At 65.6% G+C, this 23,210-nt stretch carries 21 protein-coding genes; 13 read left to right on the top strand and 8 right to left on the bottom strand.

Annotation, left to right across the window (positions count from 1 at the left end):
• Position 1: 1 nt before the first annotated feature.
• Complete coding sequence (locus ALII_RS0119060) at positions 2-2,011, top strand: response regulator (protein WP_024588812.1); 2,010 nt, start codon at positions 2-4, stop codon at positions 2,009-2,011.
• Between the two features lie 6 nt (positions 2,012-2,017).
• Here ALII_RS0119060 and ALII_RS0119055 read toward each other — a convergent pair whose 3' ends face one another.
• From ALII_RS0119055 to ugpC, 5 genes are all read right to left on the bottom strand, one after another.
• Entirely contained in the window at positions 2,018-4,294 is a 2,277-nt protein-coding gene (locus tag ALII_RS0119055) for a mechanosensitive ion channel domain-containing protein (protein ID WP_024588811.1), read from the bottom strand.
• Positions 4,295-4,387: 93 nt separating this feature from the next.
• Positions 4,388-5,218: a carbohydrate ABC transporter permease gene (locus tag ALII_RS0119050; RefSeq protein WP_024588810.1), complete on the bottom strand. Its 831-nt coding sequence runs from the start codon at positions 5,216-5,218 to the stop codon at positions 4,388-4,390.
• 1 nt (position 5,219) lies between these two features.
• Positions 5,220-6,140: a sugar ABC transporter permease gene (locus ALII_RS0119045; RefSeq protein WP_024588809.1), complete on the bottom strand. Its 921-nt coding sequence runs from the start codon at positions 6,138-6,140 to the stop codon at positions 5,220-5,222.
• Positions 6,141-6,318: 178 nt separating this feature from the next.
• Positions 6,319-7,578: an ABC transporter substrate-binding protein gene (locus tag ALII_RS0119040; protein ID WP_024588808.1), complete on the bottom strand. Its 1,260-nt coding sequence runs from the start codon at positions 7,576-7,578 to the stop codon at positions 6,319-6,321.
• Positions 7,579-7,629: 51 nt separating this feature from the next.
• Entirely contained in the window at positions 7,630-8,718 is a 1,089-nt protein-coding gene (gene ugpC / locus ALII_RS0119035; RefSeq protein WP_024588807.1) for a sn-glycerol-3-phosphate ABC transporter ATP-binding protein UgpC, read from the bottom strand.
• Between the two features lie 179 nt (positions 8,719-8,897).
• Here ugpC and ALII_RS0119030 point away from each other — a divergent pair, with 179 nt between their 5' ends.
• Genes ALII_RS0119030 through ALII_RS0119015 form a run of 4 tightly spaced genes read left to right on the top strand, consistent with a single transcriptional unit; the run spans position 8,898 to position 13,361 of the window.
• The gene (locus tag ALII_RS0119030; RefSeq protein WP_024588806.1) at positions 8,898-9,803 is read left to right on the top strand and encodes a PfkB family carbohydrate kinase; all 906 of its coding nucleotides are present in this window, start codon (positions 8,898-8,900) and stop codon (positions 9,801-9,803) included.
• Positions 9,800-10,840 (top strand): tagatose 1,6-diphosphate aldolase, encoded by a 1,041-nt coding sequence (locus ALII_RS0119025; protein ID WP_024588805.1) that lies wholly within the window; start codon positions 9,800-9,802, stop codon positions 10,838-10,840. The genes ALII_RS0119030 and ALII_RS0119025 overlap by 4 nt, the downstream gene beginning before the upstream one ends.
• The gene (locus ALII_RS0119020) at positions 10,840-12,237 is read left to right on the top strand and encodes a hypothetical protein (RefSeq protein WP_024588804.1); all 1,398 of its coding nucleotides are present in this window, start codon (positions 10,840-10,842) and stop codon (positions 12,235-12,237) included. The genes ALII_RS0119025 and ALII_RS0119020 overlap by 1 nt, the downstream gene beginning before the upstream one ends.
• Positions 12,238-12,248: 11 nt before the next feature.
• Positions 12,249-13,361 (top strand): Gfo/Idh/MocA family oxidoreductase, encoded by a 1,113-nt coding sequence (locus ALII_RS0119015; protein WP_024588803.1) that lies wholly within the window; start codon positions 12,249-12,251, stop codon positions 13,359-13,361.
• 10 nt (positions 13,362-13,371) lie between these two features.
• On the opposite strand, the gene ALII_RS0119010 is transcribed toward ALII_RS0119015, so the two are convergent.
• Genes ALII_RS0119010 through ALII_RS0119000 form a run of 3 tightly spaced genes read right to left on the bottom strand, consistent with a single transcriptional unit; the run spans position 13,372 to position 14,721 of the window.
• Positions 13,372-13,635: a BrnA antitoxin family protein gene (locus ALII_RS0119010; RefSeq protein ID WP_024588802.1), complete on the bottom strand. Its 264-nt coding sequence runs from the start codon at positions 13,633-13,635 to the stop codon at positions 13,372-13,374.
• Positions 13,601-13,891, bottom strand: a complete 291-nt coding sequence (locus tag ALII_RS0119005; RefSeq protein WP_024588801.1) for a BrnT family toxin — start codon at positions 13,889-13,891, stop codon at positions 13,601-13,603. The genes ALII_RS0119010 and ALII_RS0119005 overlap by 35 nt, the downstream gene beginning before the upstream one ends.
• A 47-nt stretch (positions 13,892-13,938) precedes the next feature.
• A complete protein-coding gene (locus ALII_RS0119000) occupies positions 13,939-14,721 on the bottom strand; it encodes a GntR family transcriptional regulator (RefSeq protein ID WP_244437473.1) in 783 nt (260 codons plus the stop codon).
• 132 nt (positions 14,722-14,853) lie between these two features.
• Between ALII_RS0119000 and ALII_RS0118995 the strand changes: the two genes are divergently transcribed.
• The 8 genes from ALII_RS0118995 to glpK all read left to right on the top strand — a co-directional run bounded on the left by ALII_RS0118995 (position 14,854) and on the right by glpK (position 23,210).
• Complete coding sequence (locus ALII_RS0118995) at positions 14,854-15,141, top strand: UxaA family hydrolase (RefSeq protein ID WP_024588799.1); 288 nt, start codon at positions 14,854-14,856, stop codon at positions 15,139-15,141.
• Between the two features lie 10 nt (positions 15,142-15,151).
• Positions 15,152-16,333, top strand: a complete 1,182-nt coding sequence (locus ALII_RS0118990) for a UxaA family hydrolase (RefSeq protein ID WP_024588798.1) — start codon at positions 15,152-15,154, stop codon at positions 16,331-16,333.
• A 1-nt stretch (position 16,334) separates the two neighbouring features.
• Complete coding sequence (locus ALII_RS0118985) at positions 16,335-17,267, top strand: hydroxyacid dehydrogenase (protein WP_024588797.1); 933 nt, start codon at positions 16,335-16,337, stop codon at positions 17,265-17,267.
• A complete protein-coding gene (locus tag ALII_RS0118980; protein ID WP_024588796.1) occupies positions 17,264-18,268 on the top strand; it encodes an Ldh family oxidoreductase in 1,005 nt (334 codons plus the stop codon). The genes ALII_RS0118985 and ALII_RS0118980 overlap by 4 nt, the downstream gene beginning before the upstream one ends.
• Positions 18,265-19,272 (top strand): aldose epimerase family protein, encoded by a 1,008-nt coding sequence (locus tag ALII_RS0118975; protein ID WP_024588795.1) that lies wholly within the window; start codon positions 18,265-18,267, stop codon positions 19,270-19,272. Before ALII_RS0118980 ends, ALII_RS0118975 begins: the two co-directional genes overlap by 4 nt.
• 56 nt (positions 19,273-19,328) lie before the next feature.
• A complete protein-coding gene (locus ALII_RS0118970; protein WP_024588794.1) occupies positions 19,329-20,093 on the top strand; it encodes a DeoR/GlpR family DNA-binding transcription regulator in 765 nt (254 codons plus the stop codon).
• 99 nt (positions 20,094-20,192) lie between these two features.
• The gene (glpD, locus tag ALII_RS0118965; protein WP_024588793.1) at positions 20,193-21,698 is read left to right on the top strand and encodes a glycerol-3-phosphate dehydrogenase; all 1,506 of its coding nucleotides are present in this window, start codon (positions 20,193-20,195) and stop codon (positions 21,696-21,698) included.
• Positions 21,699-21,722: 24 nt separating this feature from the next.
• A complete protein-coding gene (gene glpK / locus ALII_RS0118960) occupies positions 21,723-23,210 on the top strand; it encodes a glycerol kinase GlpK (RefSeq protein WP_024588792.1) in 1,488 nt (495 codons plus the stop codon).

The raw sequence follows: 23,210 nt of genomic DNA, 5'->3' as shown, positions 1-23,210 counted from the left end.
CTTGAACCAGCTCCTTGCCGACATCGTCGGCGCCGCGCAGATCCGCATTCTTCTCCTGGAAGACAGTCATATCGACGCCGAGTTGATCCAGCATCAGTTGGGCAAGATCGGCATGCCGGTCGAAATCGTGGGAGCGAGCCGCAAGCGCGAATTCGAAGCGGCGCTCGATGCGGGCGAGTACGACCTCATCATCGCCGATTATTCGCTGCCCGATTTCGATGGGATGGCGGCCTTCAAGCTGGCGGAGGGCCGGTTTCCCGGCGTTCCGTTCATCTTCGTCTCGGGCGTCGCCGGAGAGCAGTTCGCCACCGAGGCGGTGCGTGCCGGTGCGACGGACTACGTCACCAAGAAGGATCTCGACCGGATACCGATGGTGGTCCGGCGCGCACTCGACGAGGCGCGCGAGAAGCGTGAGCGGGCGCGCGCCGTCAACGCGCTGGCCGAAAGCGAAAACCGCTTCCGTAACCTCGCCGACAGTGCGCCTGCGCTGATCTGGTCGGTCGATGCCGAAGGGCGCATCAAGTTCGCCAACCGGAAATTTGCGGCCGAGTATGGCGAGGCGGCGAACATCGTCAGCGAGGGCTGGCGCTCGATCGTCCATGCGGACGACATTGCCGCGTTCGAGGCAGCGTTTCGTGCCGCTTTCGACGAGCGCGCGCCCTTTCGCGCCGAAATCCGCACGCTGAGGAGCGGCGAAATCCGCTGGCTGCGCTGCGAGGCGATCCCCCGGCACGACGCGGCGGGCAGATTCTTCGGCTATAGCGGCTGCGCGGTCGACGTGACGGATTCCAAGCTCGCGCGCGAGATGCTGGAAGCCGAAGTGGCGCAGCGCACCGCCGAACTGCGCGAAAGCGAGGAAGCGCTGCGCCAGTCGCAGAAGATGGAAGCGATCGGCCAGCTCACCGGCGGGATCGCGCATGATTTCAACAACATGCTCGCCGGCATTCTGGGCAGCGCGGAACTCCTTCAGCGGCGGCTTTCGTCGGGCCGCAATGACGGGATCGAGCGCTACCTGGAGGGGATCATCACCTCCGCGGGCCGCGCTGCCGCGCTGACGCAGCGCATGCTTGCCTTTTCGCGGCGCCAGTCGCTCGACATCAAGTCGACCCAGCTCAACGATCTCGTTCTTTCGCTCGAGGACATGCTGCGGCGAACGCTCGACGAGTCGATCCGGCTCGATCTCGACCTTGCCCGCGACGCATGCCCGGCGCTGACCGACGCCAACCAGCTCGAAAGCGCGATCCTCAACCTTGCCATCAATGCGCGCGATGCGATGCCCGACGGCGGCGTGCTGACGATCTCGACACGCAATAGGCGGATCGCCGGCGATGTCGCGTCGAGGGGCGGATTGGCGGCCGACGACTATGTGGTTCTGACGGTTGCCGATACAGGTACGGGCATGTCGAAGGACGTGCAGGAGAAGGCGTTCGATCCGTTCTTCACCACCAAGCCGATCGGTCAGGGAACCGGGCTCGGCCTGTCGATGGTGTTCGGATTCGCCAAGCAGCTCGGCGGGCTCGCCCAGATTCATTCGCAGGAAGGCAAGGGCACCGCGATCGAGATCGTGATGCCGTGCGACGGCGAAGCGACGGCCGCGGATGGGCGGCACGCCGGCAACGGCGCGACGCCGCCGCTGAAGGTCGAGGCGCAGACGGTTCTGGTGGTCGAGGACGAGGCCATCGTCCAGATGCTCGTCGTCGATGCGCTCAACGACATGGGCTTCGAGACGCTCGAAGCCTATGACGCGCCATCGGCGCTGAAGATCGTCGAGAGCGGGCGCAAGATCGACCTGATGGTCTCCGATGTCGGGCTGCCCGGCATGGATGGGCGCCAGCTTGCCGACCATGTGCGCCGGCACCTGCCCGAACTGCCGATCCTGTTCGCGACCGGCTATGCGGAAGCCGCGCGAACGCGTGCCGGCTTCCTCGGCGACAATATGGACCTGATCTCCAAGCCGTTCGACATGGGCGAGTTCGAGCGCAAGATCAGGGCGATCAGCACACGCGACTGACGACCGCTACGAGCGCGAGGCCGCGTCGGGTGCGTCGGCGGCTTCGGGCCGGTCGATGGTCGGCTGGTCGACGATCTTTTCCGGTTTCTGCTTGCGGCGCTTGCGCGTCTTGGACGTCAAAAGCGCATCGGCCTGCCCGTCGACGCCGACGTGATAGGTGACCTGCGGGAACGGGATCTCGATACCGCGGCGCTCGAAAGCGTCCTTGATCAGTTCATTGTATTTGCGGCCGATGCCCCATTGCGAGCCGGGCAGGGTCTTGATGCGCGCACGCACGTTGATGGCCGAATCGCCGAACAGCGTGACGCCCTGAATGTCGAGCGGTTCGAGGATCGCGGTCTTGGCGTCGGTCTGCATCAGGCCGTCGAACGCATCCTGCATCGCCGCCTTCACCTCGGCGATATCGCTGTCATAGGCCACGCCGATCTCGGCGACGTGGTAGGAGAAGCCCTTCATCGAGTTCGACACCATGTCGACCGAGGAGAACGGGATCAGGTGCAGGGTGCCGTCGAGCGAGCGGATCGAGACGGAACGGATCGTCAGCCTTTCGACCACGCCCGACGTCGCGCCGACCGTGACGACGTCGCCTTCGTTCATGATGTTTTCGAGCTGGATGAAGATGCCGGTGATGATGTCCTGGACGAATTTCTGCGCGCCGAAGCCGATCGCCAGACCGAGCACGCCTGCGCCGGCCAGAAGCGGCGCGATGTTGATGCCGATCTGCGCGAGCGCGAGCATGACGATGAAGATGGCAAGCGCGACCGTGAAGGCGTTGCGGAAGAGCGAGAGCAGCGTCTTTTCGCGCGCGGTCGGCACCGTGCCGAAATTGGGGTTGAGGCGGTATTCGACCCAGGACGACATCGCCAGGTAGATAAGGAAGCCGACGAGCAGGATGATGACGGCCGAGATGACCGAGCCGGTGACGCGCTGCCCACCCTCCGACGCGACCCAGCCGAGGAAGTCGATCAGGCCCCAGGCCTGCGCGATGGCGATGGCGACGCCGATCAGCGTGACGGTGCGGACCACCTGCATGACACGCGGAACGAAGGCGTGGAGGCGCGTTTCGAGCAGCGGCAGGCGCTGCTTCAGGTCGTCCGGCAGGCGCACGCCGACATGGATGAAGCGCGAGATGAACGAGATGATGACGACGCCGACGATGACTGCGAGGATCGACTGGACCGTCGCGCGCAGCATGTAGGGCAGGGCTTGCGCAGGATTGGCGAGCCAGACGATGAGGATCGCGATCAGATAGGCGATGGCGATCATGTGCCAATAGGCGCCGAGGAAGGCGAGCGACTTCGACAAGGCGTCGTGGCGTCCGTTGTTGGCGCGCCAGGTCATGGCGTTGCGCACGGCGTGCTTGTTCTGAAGAACGATGAGGATGCCGATGACGACCGCGGTGAGCATGGCGAGGACGCGCAGCGCCTGAGCGGCGGTCGGGCTGACCATATCGGCGAGGACCGGCGCGAAGAACATGAAGGAATAGCCCAGAAGGCCGATGATGCGCGCGGCCCAGAAATACCAGTAGGCGGCGGTGGTATCGTTCATGGGCAGCGGGCGCAGCGCCGGGCCATGCGGCTCGAAGACGGTACGGACGACGACCTTGGTCAGTTCGACGGCGAGGAAGGCGTTGAGCAGCAGGGTCTGGTTGATGCCCATGCGGCCGGTCGGACCGGTAAGGAAATAGAGCGAGATGGCATAGCCGATCGCCCAGGCGGCGGCGACCGCGGCGATATCGACGGCTGTGGCTCCAATGAGCCCCATGATGCGGGCCAGCCAGCCGCGACCGGCAACGCGGTTGGAAATCGCCTTCTGGCCCTGGCCGGCGAAGGCGCGCAGGAAGAAATAGCTGGCGAAGAGGGCGACGGCGAGGATCGCGACATTGGTGGCCACACGCGTGATCTCGCCATAGTCGCGGGTGGATGCGGAGGAAAAGACGTCGCCGACATCGGCTCCGAGGTCGACGACCGCGCCGACCGTCGCGGAGACGCCTTCCGCAATGTCGCGCGTGTATTCGGCGATCTGTCGCGCAATGGTCGGATCGGCGGTGCCTTCTGCGGCCTGCGCCTCGGCCTCGGCGCCGTTCTCGGCCCCGCCTGCGGCGCGCAGCCTTTCGACCAGTTCGTTTCGCGCGGTCTCGTTTTCGAGAAGGCGGATGAGGTCGTCGACGCTTGCCGCGGGCGCTTCTTCGGCCGGGGCCGTGTCCGACTGCGGCGTGAACTGGGCGCTCGCGCCCCCGATGACGAGGAACAAGGCGAGGAAGGCGCAGGCAAGGATTCGCATCTGGAACGGAGGTCTCGATGATCGGAAGGCTGAGAGACCATAAGCATGGCGGGGCAAATGTGGAGGTCAACCCCGCCGCGATGATTTATGGGCTCAACCCTTCATGCCACCCTGCGTCAGGCCGCCGACGACGCGTTCCTGGAAGAGCGCGATGATGATCGAGATCGGCACGATGGCGACCACGAGCGCGGCCGAGATGATGGGCCACGGGAACGAAAACTCGCCCTGATAGAGCGTGATGCCGACCGGGAGCGTGCGGCTCGACACGCGCGAGGACAGCGTCAGCGCCAGCAGGAACTCGTCCCACGCATTGACGAAGGCGAGGATGCCGGCCGTGAAGACGCCGGGTGCGGTCAGCGGAATGACAACGTGCCAGAGTGCCCCGAGGCGCGAGCAGCCGTCGATCATCGCGGCGCTCTCAAGGTCCTTCGGGATGTCCTGGAAGAAGGAGATGAGGACCATGGTGCAGACCGGCATGGATAGCACCGCATAGGGCAGGACGAGCGCCCACCAGGTGTTGAGAAGCCCGACGGTGCGCATGACCTGGAAGAGCGGCACCATCAGCGAGATCAACGGGAACATCGCGATCGCCATCAGCACCGACAGGATGAGGCCGGGGGCGGGGAGGCGAAGGCGCACCAAAGCGTAGGCGGCGAGCGCCGAGACGGTGACGCAGAGCAGCGTCGAGAGTGTCGCGACGGCGACCGAGTTCCACATGAAGGTGAGGATCGGCTGGTCGGTGAAGACGCGGGTGTAGTTCTGGAAGGTCAGTGTGTCGGGCAGGATGGTGATCGGCAAGCGCAGGAGTTCGGCTTCGGTCTTGAGCGAGGTCAGCACGATCCAGATCGCCGGAACGAAGCCGTTGACGACGACGATGAGGCCGGCAATCAGGACCATCACGCGGGGGCGGGGGAGGCGCATCATCTCACGCCTCCTGCCGCGGGTCGCGGCGTGTGTATCGCAGGTAGCCGGCGGTCATGACGAGCGAGACGACGAACATCAGCACCGCGAGCGCCGAGCCGTAGCCGAGGTCGAGGAAGTCGATCGTCGTCTTGTGGATGTACATGGCGAGCGTCTCGGTCGAATTGCCCGGCCCGCCATTGGTCATCGCGTAGGGGATGTCGAAGGTCTGGATGGCGGTGATGGTGCGGAAGATCGCGGCGACGATGATGGCGGGCCGGAGCATCGGCAGCGTGATCTCGATGAATTGCTGCCATTTCGACGCGCCGTCGATCTCGGCCGCTTCGTAGAGCGATTTCGGGATGGTCTGCAGGCCGGCCAGCAGGATCAGCGCGACGAAGCTCGACGTCTTCCAGATGATGGCGATGCAGATGGCGATTGTGGCGAGGAAGGGATCGGTGAGCCAGGCGAGCTTGGGCAGGCCGACCCACATCAGGATATTGTTGACGATGCCCTGGTTGAACTCGAAGAACCAGCGGAAGATCAGGCCCGCGAAGACCAGCGGCAGCGCCCAGGGCAGGAGCAGGCCGAGCCGCACCGGCCATTTGACCTTGAAGGGCTGGTTGGCAAGGAGCGCAAGGCCGAGGCCGACGACGATCGCGCCGGGGACGGTCACGGCGATGTAGATGAAGGTGTTGAGCGTCGTTTCCCAAAAGCGCGGGTCGGTGAGCGCCTTCTGGTAGTGCGCGAGGCCGATGAAGGGCGTGCCGAGCCACGGTTCGGTGAGGCGCAGTTGCTGCGTGGAGGTGACGAGCAGGCGGCCGATCGGGAAGAGGACGACCGCGAAGAGCAGCAGGAACGCCGGCAGGATCATCAGGAGACCGAGGCGGCGCTCGGATTTTTCGAGGCGGGAGAGGGGGAGGGGTTTTGTGGTCGATGTCAGCACGAGGCACCCCCCTCTGCCTTGCCAGGCATCTCCCCCTCAAGGGGGGAGATCAGTCTCGTCGTCGCCCCGCTCGAATCACCAACGTCTTGGCGGAATGGATGTCGTGCGTGATCTCCCCCCTTGAGGGGGAGATGTCCGGCAGGACAGAGGGGGGTGGCCGGGCTCAAGCTCTCAACCCCTACTGCATGACCTCGGAAAGCCCCTGCTCAATGGCCTGGAGCGATGCCGCACCATCCTGCGTGCCGGCGAGGAAGGCGTTCATGTTGGTGCGAATGACTTCCGAGACACGCGGATAGGCTGGGGTGACGGGGCGTGAGCGGGCGGTTTCGACGACCGGCAGCGCGTCCTCGAACCACGGATTGGCCTCCAGCACCTCGGCGTCGGTGTAGACGTCGGGGAAGACAGGCATGTGCGAGGCGAGGATCGCCTGCTGCTTGGAGACTTCAGGGCTGGAGAGATACTTCACCAGCTCGACCGCGGCTTCCTTGTTTTCCGAGAAGGCGGAGACGGCGAGCTGCCAGCCGCCGATACAGGTGGCCGGCGTGTCGGCGGTGAAGCCGGGCAGGGTGACGACGCCGACATTGCCCTTGACCTGGCTGTCCTCGTCGTTCTGGACGCGGTTCCAGACATAGCCCCAGTTCATGGCGAAGATGGCGTTGCCGGCCTGGAAATCCTGGCGGATGCGGTCGGTCGGGATTTCGGCGATGTTGGCGGGCAGGACGCCAGCTTCCTTGAAGTCGCCCCAGAGCTCGAAGGGCTGCGCCGCCTGTTCGGCCGACAGTGTGATCGCGCCGCCTTCGCCGCCAAGCTCGCCGCCCGCGCCCCAATAGGGAACGAGATAGGTGCAGACCGTGCCCTCGATCGGCGCGCCGGCGGTGAGGAACCCGGCGAGGTTGGGGTTGCCCTCGGCTTCCTGGATCTTGAGCGCGGCTGCCTTCAACTCGTCCCAGGTCTTCGGCGGCTCGACGCCGTGCTTTTCGAGAAGGTCGGTGCGGTAGTAGAGGAACTGCGAGTCCGCGAAATAGGGCAGCGCCATGACCGCACCGTCGACGATGTTGGCCTCGCGATAGGCGGGCAAATAGCGGTCCATGATCGCGTCGCGTTCGTCGCCGAGATATTCATCGAGCGGCTCGGCCCAGCCGGCCGCGGCCCACTGCGCGGGGCGGATGACGTCGATCAGCACCACGTCGAGCGTCGAATCCTGCGAGGCGAGGACGGTGTTGAGGTACTGCTGCTGCTGCTCGGACGTCGCGCCGCCGACTTCGATCTCGACCGTCACGTCGGGGTTCTGCTCCTGATAGGCGTCGAGGATCTGGCGCATTACGTCGGGGCGCTGCTGGCCGCCGGTGAAGATGCGCAGTTCGGTCTGCGCGAAGGCCGAGCCGGCCGACATGGTCATGATCGCAGCGAGGGCAGTTCCGGTAATCAGTCTCGTCATGTCTCTACTCCCTGATGTTGCGGACCCGACAAGCGGGCCGGAATGCTCTGATCAAGCGGCAAGGCGGATGGCCTCGCCGGTTTCGGCGTCGAAGAAATGGGCGCGGTCGAGCGCAAGGCCGAGCGTGACGTCCTGACCGTGCTTCAGCCCGGCTTCCGGCGAAAAGCGGCCGGTGAAGCGGGCGTCGCCGACGCGGACGGTCGCCTGCGTTTCCGAGCCGAGGGGCTCGACCAGCTCGACCTGGCCGGAAACGGGCGTGCGCGACGGGTCGTCATGGCCAAGCGCGACATGCTCGGGGCGCAGGCCGATGACGATGTCGCGGCCGGCGCAGGCGGCAAGGTTGGCGCCGCGCGGGGTGACGTCCGTGCCCGACGGCAAGCGGATCACTTGCGCATCCGCCGACACGCTGGCGGGCGTCATGTTCATCGGCGGGGCGCCGATGAAGGAGGCGACGAAGCGGTTCGCCGGGCGGTTATAGACCTCGTCCGGTGTGCCGTATTGCTGGAGGTGGCCGTCCTTCATGATGGCGATCCGGTCGGCCAGCGTCATCGCCTCGATCTGGTCGTGGGTGACATAGACGATGGTGGTGCCGAAGCGCTGGTGCAGCTTCTTGATCTCGACGCGCATCTCGGCGCGAAGCTGGGCATCGAGATTGGAGAGGGGTTCGTCGAAGAGGAAGACCTTGGGGCGGCGCACGATGGCGCGGCCCATGGCGACGCGCTGGCGCTGGCCACCGGAGAGCTGGCCGGGGCGGCGCTCGAGCAGGTGCCGGATCTGGAGAATGTCTGCCGCCTCGTGGACCAGCGTCTCGATCTCGGATTTCGGCGTGCCGCGCATCCTGAGGCCGAAGCCCATATTGTCGTAGACGCTCTTGTGTGGATAAAGCGCGTAATCCTGGAAGACCATGGCGATGTCGCGCTCGCGCGGCGGCATGTCGTTGACGATTGTGCCGTCGATGGCGATCTCGCCGCCGGTGATGCCTTCGAGCCCCGCGATCATGCGCAGAAGTGTGGACTTGCCGCAGCCGGATGGGCCGACCAGGACCACGAACTCGCCGTCGCGCACCGACAGGTCCACGCGGTGGAGCACTTCGACGCGGCCATACTGCTTGACGACCTGGCGGATTTCGACGCCTGCCACGCACACCTCCCAAAGGGTCCTCTTTCCGGGACCATATTCGCAAGTGCGGCGCCGTCCAAGGGCACCGATCAAGGCTGATCATGGCATGTCTTGTAAAAGATACAAGACCTGTTACCGTTCATTCATCAACGGCGCTTGCAGATAGCGCAGGTCATCCGCGCGAACAGTGCGACAGGTGCATGAGCGACATCTTCTTCATCGGCATCGCGGTCGTCGACTATGTCTTTTCGGTCGACCGGATGCCGGACCGCGCTGAGAAATACCGTGCCCGCGACATGCAGGTGGTGGGCGGTGGGCTGGCCGCCAATGCGGCGGCGACCGCGGCGCGGCTGGGGCACAAGGCGCACATGATCGGCCGCCTCGGCGACGATGTGGTGGCCGGGCAGATCATTGACGGGCTTCTGGCCGAGGGCGTGGATTGTGCCGGGCTGCGGCGGTTCGCGGGACATCGTTCGCCGCTATCCTCCGTATTCATCGACGCGGCGGGTGAGCGGATGATCGTCAATTATGGCGACTGGTCGATCCCGACGGCGACGGACTGGCTGCCGGGCGAATTGCCGGCCGGGACCGGCGCGGTGATGGGTGACATTCGCTGGGAGGAAGGCGCACGGCACCTCTTCGATCTGGCGCGTGCGGCGGGTCTGCCGGCCGTGCTCGATGTCGACCGGCCGCCTTTCGATGCGAGCCTTCTCGATGCGGCGAGCCATGTCGCGCTGTCGGCGCAGGCGCTGCGCGAGATGACCGGGACGGACGATCCGCGGGAAGGGCTGATGCGGTTGCGCGATCGGTGCGCGGCGCATCTTTCGGTGACGATCGGCGCGGAGGGGACTTTGTTCTTCGAGGGCGACTCGATCGCGCATGAGCCGGCCTTCCACGTCGAGGTCGTCGATACGCTTGGCGCGGGCGACGTCTGGCATGGCGCGCTGACCGTGGCGCTCGCCGAAGGGCTGGAGACGCGCGGGGCGATCCGCTTCGCCTCGGCGGCCGCGGCGCTGAAATGCACGCGGTTCGGCGGACGAGCGGGCATTCCGACCCGCGCCGAACTGGAAGAATTCTTGAAGATGCGCGGAGGATCGCAGGCATGACCACACTTTCGGCAGGCAAGCTTTGGGGCCTGCGGCGGCTTGCCGACGAAAAGGGCCGGTTCAAGATGCTGGCCGTCGACCAGCGGCCGCCGATCAAGAATCCAATCAAGGCGATGCGCGGGACGGCTGAAGCGCCCTATGAGGATGTGGCGGGCTTCAAGCTGATGCTGGTGGAGGAATTGCAGGCCGAAACGTCGGCCGTGCTGATGGACCCGCATTTCGCGCTGCCGCGCGGCCTCTCCGTCGCCTCGCCCGCCAAGGGCATGATCGTGACGCTGGAGGATTCGATCTTCCGCGAAACCGCGACGGGGCGGCTTTCGGACGAGATCGACGACTGGTCGGTGGAGAAGATCAAGCGCGCCGGCGGCGACGCGGTGAAGGTGCTGGCCTGGTATCGGCCGGATACGGATGCGGCCAATTGCCGGGCGCAGGAGGACTTCGCGAAGCGAATCGGCGAAGCCTGCCAAGCCTATGACATTCCCTATCTTTTCGAACTTCTCGTCTATCCGCTGCCCGGCGAGGCGGACCAGACGAAGGACTATGTGGAGATGGCGGCGAAGCAGGCCGACAACGTTCTCGAAAGCGTGCGGCGCTTCGCCGATCCGGCCTTCGGCATCGACATCTTCAAGCTGGAAAGCCCGGTGCCGGCCAAGGGCATCGGCGACGGAACCGACGGCGCGACGCAAAAGCTGTTCGACGAGATGGGCCGGATTGCGGCGCGTCCGTGGGTGATGCTTTCGGCGGGAGCCGGGATGGCGGAATTCGAGGCGGTGCTGAAGCATGCCTATGCGGCTGGGGCCTCCGGGTATCTGGCCGGTCGCGCGATCTGGTCGGAGCCGTTCAAGGCGTTTCCGGACTGGGACGCGATCCGCGCCGGCCTGCGGCAGACGAGCCTGCCTTATGTGAAGCGGATCAACGCGTTGACGGACGAACATGCCATGCCATGGTTCGATACGCCGCTTTATGGCGGCAAAGCGGAAATTGCCCATGCGGATGCGTCGTTCCGGCACTCCTATTCCGGCATGGGAGGCGCGTGATGGCGCGGATCGGGCTACTGCCGCTGGCGCGCGCGACGTTCGACGTCACCTACGCCGAGGAGCTTTACGGCAGGCTGAAGGGCGGGCTTTTGGCGGCGGGGCACGAACTTGTCGGCGGCGAGGCTCTGCTGTTTGACGCGCCGGCGACGGAAAGTGCGCTGGCTGCAATGAAGGGCCGGGCGCTCGATCTTTTGTTGATCGTGCAGGTGACGTTCACCGACGCGACGATGACCGTGAAGATCGCCGAGGAGGCGCAAGCGCCGCTCGCGATCTGGTCGTTTCCCGAGCCGCGGACCGGCGGGCGGCTGCGGCTGAATGCGTTTTGCGGGCTCAACCTCGCGGCGCACGCGCTGGGGCTCAACGACGTCGCGTTCGGCTGGGTTCATGCGGACCCCGCGACGGCGGATGTCGATGCTCTGGCCGGCGATCTGCTGGCCGGGAGGAGGCAGGCGCAGGCGCTGCCTCTGGCGACGGCGAAGGCAGGCGAAGCCGAGCGGGCCGGGGCGCGGGCGCTTCTGGCGCGCATTGCCGGCAGCCGGATCGGGCGGATCGGCGAGCGGCCGGACGGGTTCTTCACCTGCGACTACGATCCCGAGCGGCTCGAAAGCCTGGCTGGCGTTTCGGTGGACCCGATCGCGCTTGATGCGCTGTTTGCCGCCGCGCGTGGAGCGGGCGAGGGCGCCGTCGGCGAAGCGCGGGCAGAGGCCGGCGCGACGCTCGACGATCTCGAAAGTGTCGATCAGGACCAGCTCGATCGGTCGCTGCGCCTGCGCGCGGCGCTGGAGGACGTGCGCTCGAAAGGCGGCTATTCGGCTTTCGCCGTGCGCTGCTGGCCGGAAATGTTCACGCAATATGGCGGTGCGGTCTGCGGGCCGGTCGGGATGATGGGCGAACGGCGCGTGCCGTGTGCCTGCGAGGCGGATGTCCATGGCGCGCTGACCAACCTGTTCCTGCAGGAGATGACCGGCGACGCGGCGTTCCTCGTCGATCTGGTGGATCTCGATGCGCAGGACGGAACGGGCGTCGTCTGGCATTGCGGGCAGGCGCCGGTTTCGATGCGCGACGAGACGGTGACGGCGAAGGCGGCGATCCATTCCAACCGCAAGATGCCGCTTCTGTTCGAGTTTCCGTTGAAGCCCGGCCGCGTCACCTTCGCGCGGATCAGCCAGGCGCGCGGGCATCCGACGATGGTGATCGCGGGCGGTGAGATGAAACGGCGCCCGCTCGCCTTTTCCGGCACGGCAGGCGTTCTCGCCTTCGATGCCCCGATCGAGACGGTCGCGCAAACGATCGTCGGGGCCGGGCTCGAGCATCATTTGAGCCTCGTCTATGGCGACCACCGGCCGGCGCTGCGCTCTCTGGCGGCCGAAATGGGCCTGCCGGTTCTCGAGTTCTAAAGGGAAATTCCATGTCGAAACTGCGCTATGCGATCATCGGTTCGGGCATGATGGGGCAGGAGCATATCCGCAACATCATGCTGTTGCCCGATACGGAAATCGTCGCCGTGAGCGATCCGGACGAGGGGATGCGCGAGCGCGCTGCGGCGCTCTCCGGCGGCGCGCGGCAGTTTGCCGACCATCGCGCGCTGATGGATGCGGGGCTCGCCGATGTGCTCGTCATCGCCAGCCCCAACCACACACATCACGACATCCTGCTCGACGTGCTGCCGGCGGACCTGCCGATCCTCGTCGAGAAGCCGCTCTGCTCGACGGCGGAGACGAGCCGGCACATCCTGGCTGCGGCTGCTGGCCGCAAGGCGCCGGTCTGGGTCGCGATGGAATATCGCTACATGCCGCCGATCGCGCGGATGATCGAGGAAATCCGCGCCGGGACGATCGGCGAGACGAAGATGCTGACGATCCGCGAGCACCGCTTTCCATTCCTGCACAAGGTCGGCCACTGGAACCGCTTTGCGGCGGAGACCGGCGGAACGCTGGTGGAGAAATGCTGCCATTTCTTCGACCTGATGAGGCTCGTCACGCAGTCAGAGCCGGTGCGGATCTATGCGTCGGGGGCGCAGGACGTCAACCACAAGGACGAGGCCTATAACGGCCGCGCGCCGGACATTCTCGACAATGCCTATGTGATCGCCGATTTCGCCAACGGCATGCGGGCGATGCTGGAATTGTGCATGTTTTCCGAAGGAAGCTGGTTCCAGGAGCACGTCTCGGCGATGGGCTCGGCAGGCAAGATCGAGGCCTTCGTGCCGGGACCGGCGCGGTTCTGGCCGGGCGCGGGCGAGCGGGCGGCCGAAATCGTCATCTCGCCGCGCGAGCCGAAGAGCCCGCAGCGGCGGGTGATCGAGGTCGACCCCGAAATCCTCGCCGCCGGCGACCATCACGGCTCGACCTTCTACCAGCACCGGCTGTTCCGGCAGATGGTGCTCGATGGCGGGGTGCCGGAGGTGTCGCTCGAAGACGGGCTGCGCTCGGTCGAGATGGGCGCGGCGGCGGAGCTTTCGGCGCGCACGGGGCAGGCGGTGGAGTTTGCGGAAGGGTGGCGCGACCGTCAGGTCGCGTGATCGCCGCCGCCTAACGTGGCCTCTGCAGTGTGCGGACATAGGATTCCAACACGGCATTCATGCGGGTCTGGTAGCCCTTGCCGGTCGCCTTGAAGGCATCGAGGACGGACTTCTTCACCCGCAAGGTCACCTGCTGCGTCGTGTCCGGCTCCACCAGCTTCGCATTCCTCCAGAAATTCTCGTCCAGTTCGGGAATGTCGCTGGTTTCGATCTGGTCGTCCGGCAGGGCGGCCAGTTGCTCAAGGGTCAGTTCCCTGTCGTAGCGCTTCTTCATAGGTGTTCCTTTCAACGCGCTTGGCGGGGCGCGCGGAGATGATGCGGGTTGTGCCGTCCCGGTCGGTTTGGGTCACCACGATCACCAACACGCCTTCGATCGCGCCGATGCTGTTGCGGCGAACTTCGCCATATTCGAACCGGTCATCGATTGCCGTCAGGACGGGACCTTCGAAAATTCGACTGGCGGTTGCAAAACTCAGCCCGTGCTTGGCGATGTTTGTCCGGTTCTTCGCCTCATCCCATTCAAAAGTCATGTAAGCACATTTTGTAGTTACATTCAATGCGTGGTGCGTGCGGCAAGCTACTTCAGATCCGACAAGTAATGATGTGCTTCGGTGAGGCAGCGGGATATGCGCCACTCGACGATGCGGTCGTCGAGGCCGACGGCGCGGCGGTCGACTTCGAGGAGGGGCATGCCGAAAGGGCAGTCGAGATGGCGCGCGTCGTGGGCGTCGGCGCCGACGGCTTTCAGGCGTTCGACGGCGCGGGCGACCGTGACGCCGTAGCGGCTGGAGTAGAGGCCGTAGACATTGTTGGGGATCGTCTCGAAGCGGTCGAGTTCGGGGAAGAGTTCGGCGGGCAGGACGATGCGCTCGATGATCAGCGGCTTGTCGCCGAGCGTGCGGCGGCGCACGAGACGCCAGACGGGGTTGCCGGCGGGGATGGCGAGCGCATCGGATTCGGCGTCGTTGGCCGTGCCGCTTTCGAGCGACAGGACCGTCGAATCGGGGAACTCGCGGCTGCCCTCGTCGGGCGTCAGCTTGAAGAACTGGAACAGGATGCGTTCGTCGTCATAGGACGTGACGAAGGTGCCGCGCCCCTGCCGGCGCACGAGAAGATTGTCGAGCGTCATCTCGTGCAGGGCCTTGCGCACCGTGCCCTGGGAGACGTTCAGCTCCTCGGCGATCTGGAATTCGTTCGGGATCGACTGTCCCGCCTGCCAGCGGCCGTCGGCGATGCGCGCGACGAGCAGCGCCTTCACGCGCTTGTAAAGCGGCTGGTAGCCGAGCTTGCCCGTCCGCTCGGCGCGAAAGCGCTCTTCCTGGAAATCCCCGTCCGATTCTTCCATGCGTGCGCCCGTCACCCGCCTCTCCGCGAAATGATTTTTCGTTTGGCCAATTGCGCATTGTTTCCCGATTGCGCGCCCGGTCTTTTATCTTATACAAGAGCTATCGCCGCACCGCCAGCGCGGGTTTGAGGTTTCGAGGAGGTCAGGATGGCAATTCCCCATCTGCTCGTTCACGAGCACAAGGACAATGTCGGCGTCGTCGTCGTCGAAGGGCTGAAGGCGGGCACGAAGATGCTCGGCGTCGTCACGCACGACAATTCCAGCTTCGAGCTGGAGGCGAAGGCGGACGTGCCGATCGGCCATAAGGTCGCGCTGTCGGACATCAAGAGCGGCGACACGGCGATCAAGTATGGCGAGGACATCGGCAAGTTCGTCGCCGACGTCGCCAAGGGCGGCCACGTCCATGTCCACAATCTCAAGACCAAGCGCTGGTAGGAGTCGACCCATGGCATCGAAATATTCCAATCGGACGATCCAGGCCTATCGGCGCGACAATGGCCGCGTCGGCGTGCGCAACCATGTCATCATCCTGCCGGTCGACGACATTTCCAACGCCGCCTGCGAGGCGGTCGCCAACAACATCAAGGGCACGATGGCGCTGCCACATGCCTATGGGCGGCTGCAGTTCGGCGAGGATCTGGAGCTGCATTTCCGCACCATGATCGGCACCGGCGCGAACCCGAACGTTGCCGCCGTCGTCGTCATCGGCATCGAGCCGGGCTGGACCAAGAAGATCGTCGACGGCATCGCCGAGACTGGCAAGCCGGTGGCGGGCTTCTCGATCGAGCAGAATGGCGATCTGAAGACGATCATGGATGCGAGCCGCAAGGCGAAGGAGTTCGTCCACTATGCAACCGAGTTGCAGCGCGAGGAATGCTCGATCTCGGAGCTCTGGGTCTCGACCAAGTGCGGCGAGAGCGACACGACGACCGGGCTCGGCTCGTGCCCGACGGTCGGCAACATGTATGACAAGCTCCTGCCCGAGGGCATCTATGGCTGCTTCGGCGAGACGTCGGAGATCACCGGCGCCGAGCACATCGCCAAGGCGCGTGCGATCAACCCGGAGGTCGGCGAGCGCTGGTACAAGATGTGGAAGGCCTATCAGGACGACGTCATCGAGCAGTTCAAGACCGACGATTTGTCCGAAAGCCAGCCGACCAAGGGTAATATCGAGGGCGGGCTGACGACGATCGAGGAAAAGGCGCTCGGCAATCTCGAGAAGATTGGCCGGACGTCGAAATATATCGACATCCTCGAGCCGGCCGAGATGCCGAAATCGGGCAACGGGCTCTATTTCATGGATTCCTCGTCGGCCGCGGCCGAATGCGTCACGCTGATGGCGGCGGGCGGCTATGTGATCCACACGTTTCCGACCGGACAGGGCAATGTGATCGGCAATCCGATTGTGCCGGTGATCAAGATCACCGCCAATCCACGCACGGTGCGCACGATGGGCGAGCATGTCGATGTCGACGTGTCGGGCATCCTGCGGCGCGAGATGACGATCGACGAGGCGGGCGATGCACTGATCGACATGATCGTGCGCACGGCGAACGGGCGCAACACGGCGGCTGAGGCGCTCGGCCACCGCGAGTTCTCGATGACGAAGCTCTATCGCAGCGCGTGACATGGCCGACATCGTCATCTGCGAATTCATGGACGAGGCGGCGGTCGCGCGGCTGACGGCGCGTTTCGACACGCTCTACGATCCGACGCTGGTCGACCAGCCGGAAAGGCTTGCGGAGGCGGTGCGGACGGCGCGTGCGCTGATCGTGCGCAACCGGACGGAGGTGCGCGGGGCGCTGCTGGAGGGTGCCGAAAGGCTGGAGGTCGTCGGGCGGCTCGGCGTCGGGCTCGATAATATCGACATGGAGGCGTGCTCGGAGCGCGGGATTTCGGTGCATCCGGCGACGGGGGCGAACAACCTCGCCGTCGCCGAATATGTCATCGCCAATGCGATGCTGCTCCTGCGCCGTGCCTACACGTCAAGCGAGGCGGTGGCGGCGGGGGAGTGGCCGCGCCAGAGGATGATGGGCCGGGAGCTTGCCGGCAAGACGCTCGGGCTGATCGGTTTCGGCGCGATCGCGCAGGAAGTGGCGTGGCGGGCGCATGACTACGGGATGGGGCTCGTCGCCTACGATCCGCATCTCGACGCCGGGCATCCCGGCTGGCAGATCGCGCGCAATGTGTCGCTGGACGGTCTGATGGAGCTTTCGGACGTCGTCTCGCTGCATGTGCCGCTGACCGAGGCGACGCGGCACATGATCGATGCGCGGCGACTGGGGCTGATGAAGCGCGATGCGGTTCTGATCAACGCCGCGCGGGGCGGGGTGGTCGACGAGGCGGCGCTGGCCGACGCGCTGCGCGCGGGAACGCTGGGCGGCGCGGCGCTCGACGTGTTCGAGACAGAGCCGCTGACGGCGGCGGACGGCGCGAAGTTCAAGGGGCTTTCCAATCTCGTCCTGACGCCGCATATCGCGGGCGTGACGGAGGAATCGAATGTGCGCGTCTCCGACATGATCGCGGATCTCGTGATCGCGCATCTGGAGAAACAGCCATGAGCGAGTGCGTGCTGACGGTTGGCGAGGCGCATGCGCTGGTTGCCGCCGCGCTGACGGCTTCGGACACGTCGATCGAGAATGCCGATGCGGTCGCGCGGGCGCTGGTCGGGGCCGAACTCGTCGGGCAGGGCGGGCACGGATTGCGGCGCGTGCCGGCCTATGCGGCGCAGGCGCGCGCGGGCAAGGTGAAGGGCCATGCGGTGCCCCGCGCCGAGCGCGTTCGACCCGGCGCGGTGAAGATCGATGCCGGGTTCGGCTTTGCCTATCCGGCGCTGGAACTCGCCAATACCGAGCTCGCCGAAATAGTGCCGGGGCAGGGGGTCGCGATGGCCGGCATAAGGCGCTCGCACCATGCCGGCGTCGCGGGGCTCGTCGTGGAGGAACTCGCCGCGCGCGGGCTGGTGGCGCTGATGTTTGCGAATGCGCCGGCGGCGATGGCGCCGTGGGGCGGGCGTCGGCCGCTCTTCGGAACGGACCCGATCGCCTTTGCCTGCCCGACCGAGGGCGGCGATCCGATCGTCGTCGACGTGTCGCTCTCCAAGGTCGCGCGCGGCAAGATCATGGCCGCGAACCAGAAGGGCGAGGCCATCCCCGAGGGCTGGGCGCTCGATGCGGACGGCAGGCCAACGACGGACGCGAAGGCGGCGCTGGCCGGCACGATGATCCCGCTGGGTGACGCCAAGGGAACGGCGCTGGCGCTGATGGTCGAGCTTTTGTGCGCCGGGTTGACCGGTGCGAATTACGGCTACGAACAGACGTCGTTCTTCGACGCGGCGGGCGATCCGCCGGGCACCGGGCAGGCGATCATCGCCATTGATCCGGGCGTCTTCGGGAGCCATGCGCTGGCGCGGTTTGCGGAGATGGCAGAGCAGATTGCAGGCAGTGAAGGCGCGCGGGTGGCTGGGCATCGGCGCATCGCGATCCGCGAGAGGCTCACGAAGGACGGTATCCCGGTCGATGGGGCGCTGATCGACGAAATCAGCGCCATCGGTGCCGTATGAACATCGAGGAATTCGGCCGCACGGCCGATGGCGACACGGTTCGGCGCGTCACCATCTCCGGCGGCGGGCTGACGGCGCATGTGCTGACCTGGGGCGCGGTGGTGCAGGATCTGCGCCTTGCCGGCCACGAGCCGCCGCTGGTGCTCGGCTTCGATCGCTTCGAGGACTATCCCGTCCGCTCGCCCTTTTTCGGGGCGATCGCGGGACGCTACGCCAACCGGATCAGGCATGGCCGGTTCGACCTCGATGGCCGGACGGTTCAGGTCGACACGAATTTCCTCGGCAAGCATCTCCTGCATGGCGGCATCAAGGGGATCGGCAAGCGGGTCTGGACGATTGCCGAGACGGGCCCCGATTTCGTGCGGCTGACGCTGGCGGATCGTAACGGCGAGATGGGGTTTCCCGGAAATCTCGACATAGAATGCCTCTACACGCTCGAAGACGGTGCGTTGAAGGTTGCGCTTTCGGCGCGGACCGACTCGCCGACGCTCTGCAACCTTGCGCACCACTCCTATTTCAATCTCGACGATGGGGGGGCGGGCGACGTGCTCGGCCATCGGCTGACGATCGATGGCGACCGATACGTGCCGGTCGACGGAGAATGGATACCAACGGGCGGCACGCTGGATGTGGGGGGGACGCCGTTCGATTTTCGCGGGATGCGCGAGATCGCCTGGCAGGAAGACGGGTCGCAGTTCGTTTATGACCACAACTGGTGCCTTGCCGCTGGCCGTCGGCCTTTGACGAAGGCGGTTCGGCTCGAAGGCGCACGGTCCGGCGTTGCGATGGAGGTCTGGACGACGGAGCCGGGCGTGCAGTTCTATGCCGGGCACAAGCTTGCCGTCGAAGGCGGGCTTGGCGGGCGCAACTATGGCGCGTTTGCCGGGCTCTGCCTCGAACCGCAAATATGGCCGGATGCGCCGAACAATGCGGATTTTCCGCAGGCGGTGCTGAGACCCGGCGAGGTCTATGAACAGGCGACCGAGTATCGGTTTTCGAAATAGGTGCATCGGCTTTCGATTTGCATTAGAAGAAGCGAAAACGAAAGCAGATAGCACTCATGTTCCTTCTTCCGCGCCATGCCGAAATCGTACAACTCGCCAAGGACAGCGGCCGTGTGCTCGTCGACGATCTCGCGGTTCGCTTCGACGTCTCGCCGCAGACGATCCGCAAGGATCTGAACGAGCTTTGCGACAAGCGGCTTCTGGCCCGCATCCATGGCGGAGCCGTGATCCCGTCGGGCATCGAGAACATGGAATACGAGGCGCGGCGGCGGATCGCGGCCGAGGAGAAGCAGGGGATCGGCCGCGCGGCGGCGGCGCTCGTGCCCGACAACGCGTCGCTCTTTATCAATATCGGCACCACGACCGAGGCCGTCAGCGAGGCGCTGGGCGACCACAAGGGATTGATGGTCATCACCAACAACATCAACGTCGCCAACCGGATGCGGGTGCAGCCGTCGATCGAGGTGGTGATCGCGGGCGGGGTCGTGCGCGGTTCGGATGGGGGCGTGGTGGGCGAGGCGGCGGTCGACTTCTTCCGCCAGTTCAAGGCCGACTATGCGGTGATCGGCGCATCAGCGATCGACGAGGACGGGGCGCTGCTCGATTTCGACTTTCGTGAAGTGAAGGTCGCGCAGGCGATCATCGCCAATGCGCGGCATGTGATCCTCGTCGCCGACTCGACGAAGTTCGAGCGCACGGCACCGGTTCGCATCGCGCATCTGTCGCAGGTGTCGAGCTTCGTCACCGACCGCTGCCCGAGTGCCGAGATCAGGCGCGTGTGCAAGGAAGCGGGCGTGCAATTGGTGGAAACCGCGCGCTGAGCGCGGGTAGTGGAAACCGCGCGCTGAATCGCCGCTGGCGCTTGGATTTCGCGCGAGTTTCGCTTAGATTTCGTTTGATTTCGAAATCGGATATTTATCGTGCCTGACGAAGCGATCCACGACATCTTCATCATCGGCGGCGGCATCAATGGCTGCGGCATCGCGCGGGACGCCGTCGGGCGCGGCTATTCGGTGTTTCTGGCCGAGATGAACGACCTTGCGAGCGGCACCTCGTCCTGGTCGACCAAGCTGATCCATGGCGGCTTGCGCTATCTCGAGCACTACGAGTTCCGGCTGGTGCGCGAGGCGCTGGAGGAGCGCGAGGTTCTTTGGAAGAACGCGCCGCACATCATCTGGCCGATGCGTTTCGTGCTGCCGCACCACAGGGGCCTGCGCCCGGCCTGGCTGCTGCGGCTCGGGCTTTTCCTTTACGACCACATTGGCGGCCGGAAGCTCTTGCCGAAGACGCGCGTTCTCGACATGAAGGCCGATCCGGCCGGGCGCCCGCTGAAGCCGATCTTTTCGAAGGCGTTCGAATATTCGGATTGCGGCGTCGACGATGCGCGGCTGGTCGTGCTCAACGCACGCGACGCTGCCGACAAGGGCGCGGTGATCCGGACGCGCACCAAAGTCGTTTCGGCTAGGCGCGAGGCCGATGTCTGGTCGGTGGAGATCGAGGACCAGACGACCGGCCGGCGGGAGATGGTTCAGGCGCGGCTTCTCGTCAATGCGGGCGGGCCGTGGGTCGATCATGTGCTGGCCGAGACGGTTGGTCGGCGCGACGTTCACAATGTGCGGCTCGTGCAGGGCAGCCACATCGTCGTGAAGAAGAAGTTCGACGATCCGCGCGCCTATTTCTTCCAGAATGCGGACGGGCGGATCATCTTCGCCATTCCCTACCACGACGATTTCACCATGATCGGGACGACCGATCAGGACTATCAGGGCGACCCGAAGGATGTCGCGATCAGCGAGGCGGAGACGGATTACCTGATCGCCTCGGCGAGCGAATATTTCGCCGAGCCGGTGCGGCGCGAGGACATCGTCTGGACCTTCTCGGGCGTGCGCCCGCTCTATGACGACGGCGCGTCGAAGGCGCAGGAGGCGACGCGCGACTACGTGCTGAAGGCCGACGCGGACGGCGCGCCGCTGATCAACATCTTCGGCGGCAAGATCACGACCTATCGGCGGCTCGCCGAATCCATGCTGGCGAAGATCGAGGGGCTGATCGGCGCCAAGGGGCGGCCGTGGACCGAGAGGGCGACGCTGCCGGGCGGTGACTTCGCGGTCGGCACGTTCGACGAGAACGTTCGCAGGCTGCGGGGCGACTTTCCGTTCCTGGCGGAGGCGCATGCGCGGCGGCTGACGCGGCTCTACGGCACGCGGGCGCGCTCGATCCTCGGATCGGCGACATCGCTCGATGATCTTGGACGCCATTTTGGTGCCGACCTCTACGAAGCCGAAATCTGCTATCTGATGGCGCACGAATGGGCGATGACCGCCGAGGACGTGCTCTGGCGGCGCACCAAGCGCGGGCTGGTGGTGTCGAAGGAAGACGCCGCGCGGCTCGAGACCTTCATGGGCGGGCTCGCGGCGGCGGCCTGACAGACTAAAATCGGGGAGGATTTCATGGGCGGGTTCGTTCTCGCGATCGACCAGGGCACGACATCGAGCCGGGCGATCGTCTTCGACGGCGACATGAAGATCGCCGGCGTCGGGCAGCAGGAATTCACGCAGCACTTTCCGCAATCGGGCTGGGTCGAGCACGATGCGGACGAGATCTGGGAGAGCGTCGTCGCGGTGGTGAAGACGGCGCTCGGCAAGGCCGGCGTGTCGGCGGCCGATATCGCCGGGATCGGCATCACCAACCAGCGCGAGACGATCGTCGTCTGGGACAAGGCGACGGGCAAGCCCATCCACAACGCCATCGTCTGGCAGGATAGGCGCACGGCCGCGATCTGCCACGAGATGAAGGAGAAGGGGCTCGAGGAGGTCTTCTCCGCCAAGACGGGTCTGCTGCTCGACCCTTACTTTTCCGGCACGAAGCTCGCCTGGCTGCTCGACAATGTCGATGGCGCGCGGGCGCGGGCCGAGGCGGGCGAACTTTTGGCCGGCACGATCGACGCCTTCCTGATCTGGAAGCTGACGGGCGGTGCGGCGCATGTCACCGACGCGACCAATGCCTCGCGCACGCTGCTTTTCAACATCGAGACGAATGCGTGGGATGCCGAACTCGGCGGCCTTCTCAACGTGCCGCTGTCGATGCTGCCCGAGGTTAAAGACAGCGCGGCCGATTTCGGCGTGACGGAGGCGGGGCTGTTCGGTGCGGCGATCCCGATTCTCGGCGTTGCCGGCGATCAGCAGGCGGCGACGATCGGGCAGGCTTGCTTCCAGCCGGGCATGATGAAATCCACCTATGGAACGGGCTGCTTCGCGGTGCTCAACACCGGCGAGACGCTGGTGCGCTCGAAGAACCGGCTGCTGACGACCATTGCCTATCGGCTCGAAGGGCGCACGACCTACGCGCTGGAAGGCTCGATCTTCGTTGCCGGCGCGGCGGTGCAGTGGCTGCGCGACGGGATCAAGGTGATCGGCAAGGCCGAGGAAAGCGGGCGGCTGGCGGCGGAGGCCGATGAGACGCAGCAGGTCTATCTCGTACCGGCCTTCGTTGGCCTCGGCGCGCCGCACTGGGACGCGGATGCGCGCGGGGCGATCTTTGGCCTGACGCGCAGCACCGGCCCGGCGGAATTCGCCCGCGCGGCGCTCGAATCCGTCGCCTTCCAGACGCGCGATCTGCTCGACGCGATGAAGAAGGACTGGGCGGATGCGAGCGGGCAGACGGTGCTGAGGGTCGATGGCGGAATGGTCGCCTCCGACTGGACGATGCAGCGCCTCGCCGACATCCTCGACGCGCCGGTGGACCGGCCGACGATTTTGGAGACGACGGCCTTGGGGGCGGCGTGGCTGGCGGGTTCGCGGGCGGGCGTGTGGCCGGGGATGGCGGAGTTTTCTCAGGCGTGGAAGCTGGATCGCCGGTTCGAGCCGGAGATGGCCGATGGGTTGCGGGAGACGAAGCTGGCGGGGTGGCGGGATGCTGTGCGGCGGACGTTGAGTTGA

The organism is Aliihoeflea sp. 2WW (genome assembly GCF_000497755.1).
In the GTDB taxonomy this organism is placed as follows: domain Bacteria; phylum Pseudomonadota; class Alphaproteobacteria; order Rhizobiales; family Rhizobiaceae; genus Aliihoeflea.
Note: the sequence above shows the minus strand (reverse complement) of the source record. Positions and strands in the feature narration are given on the sequence as shown.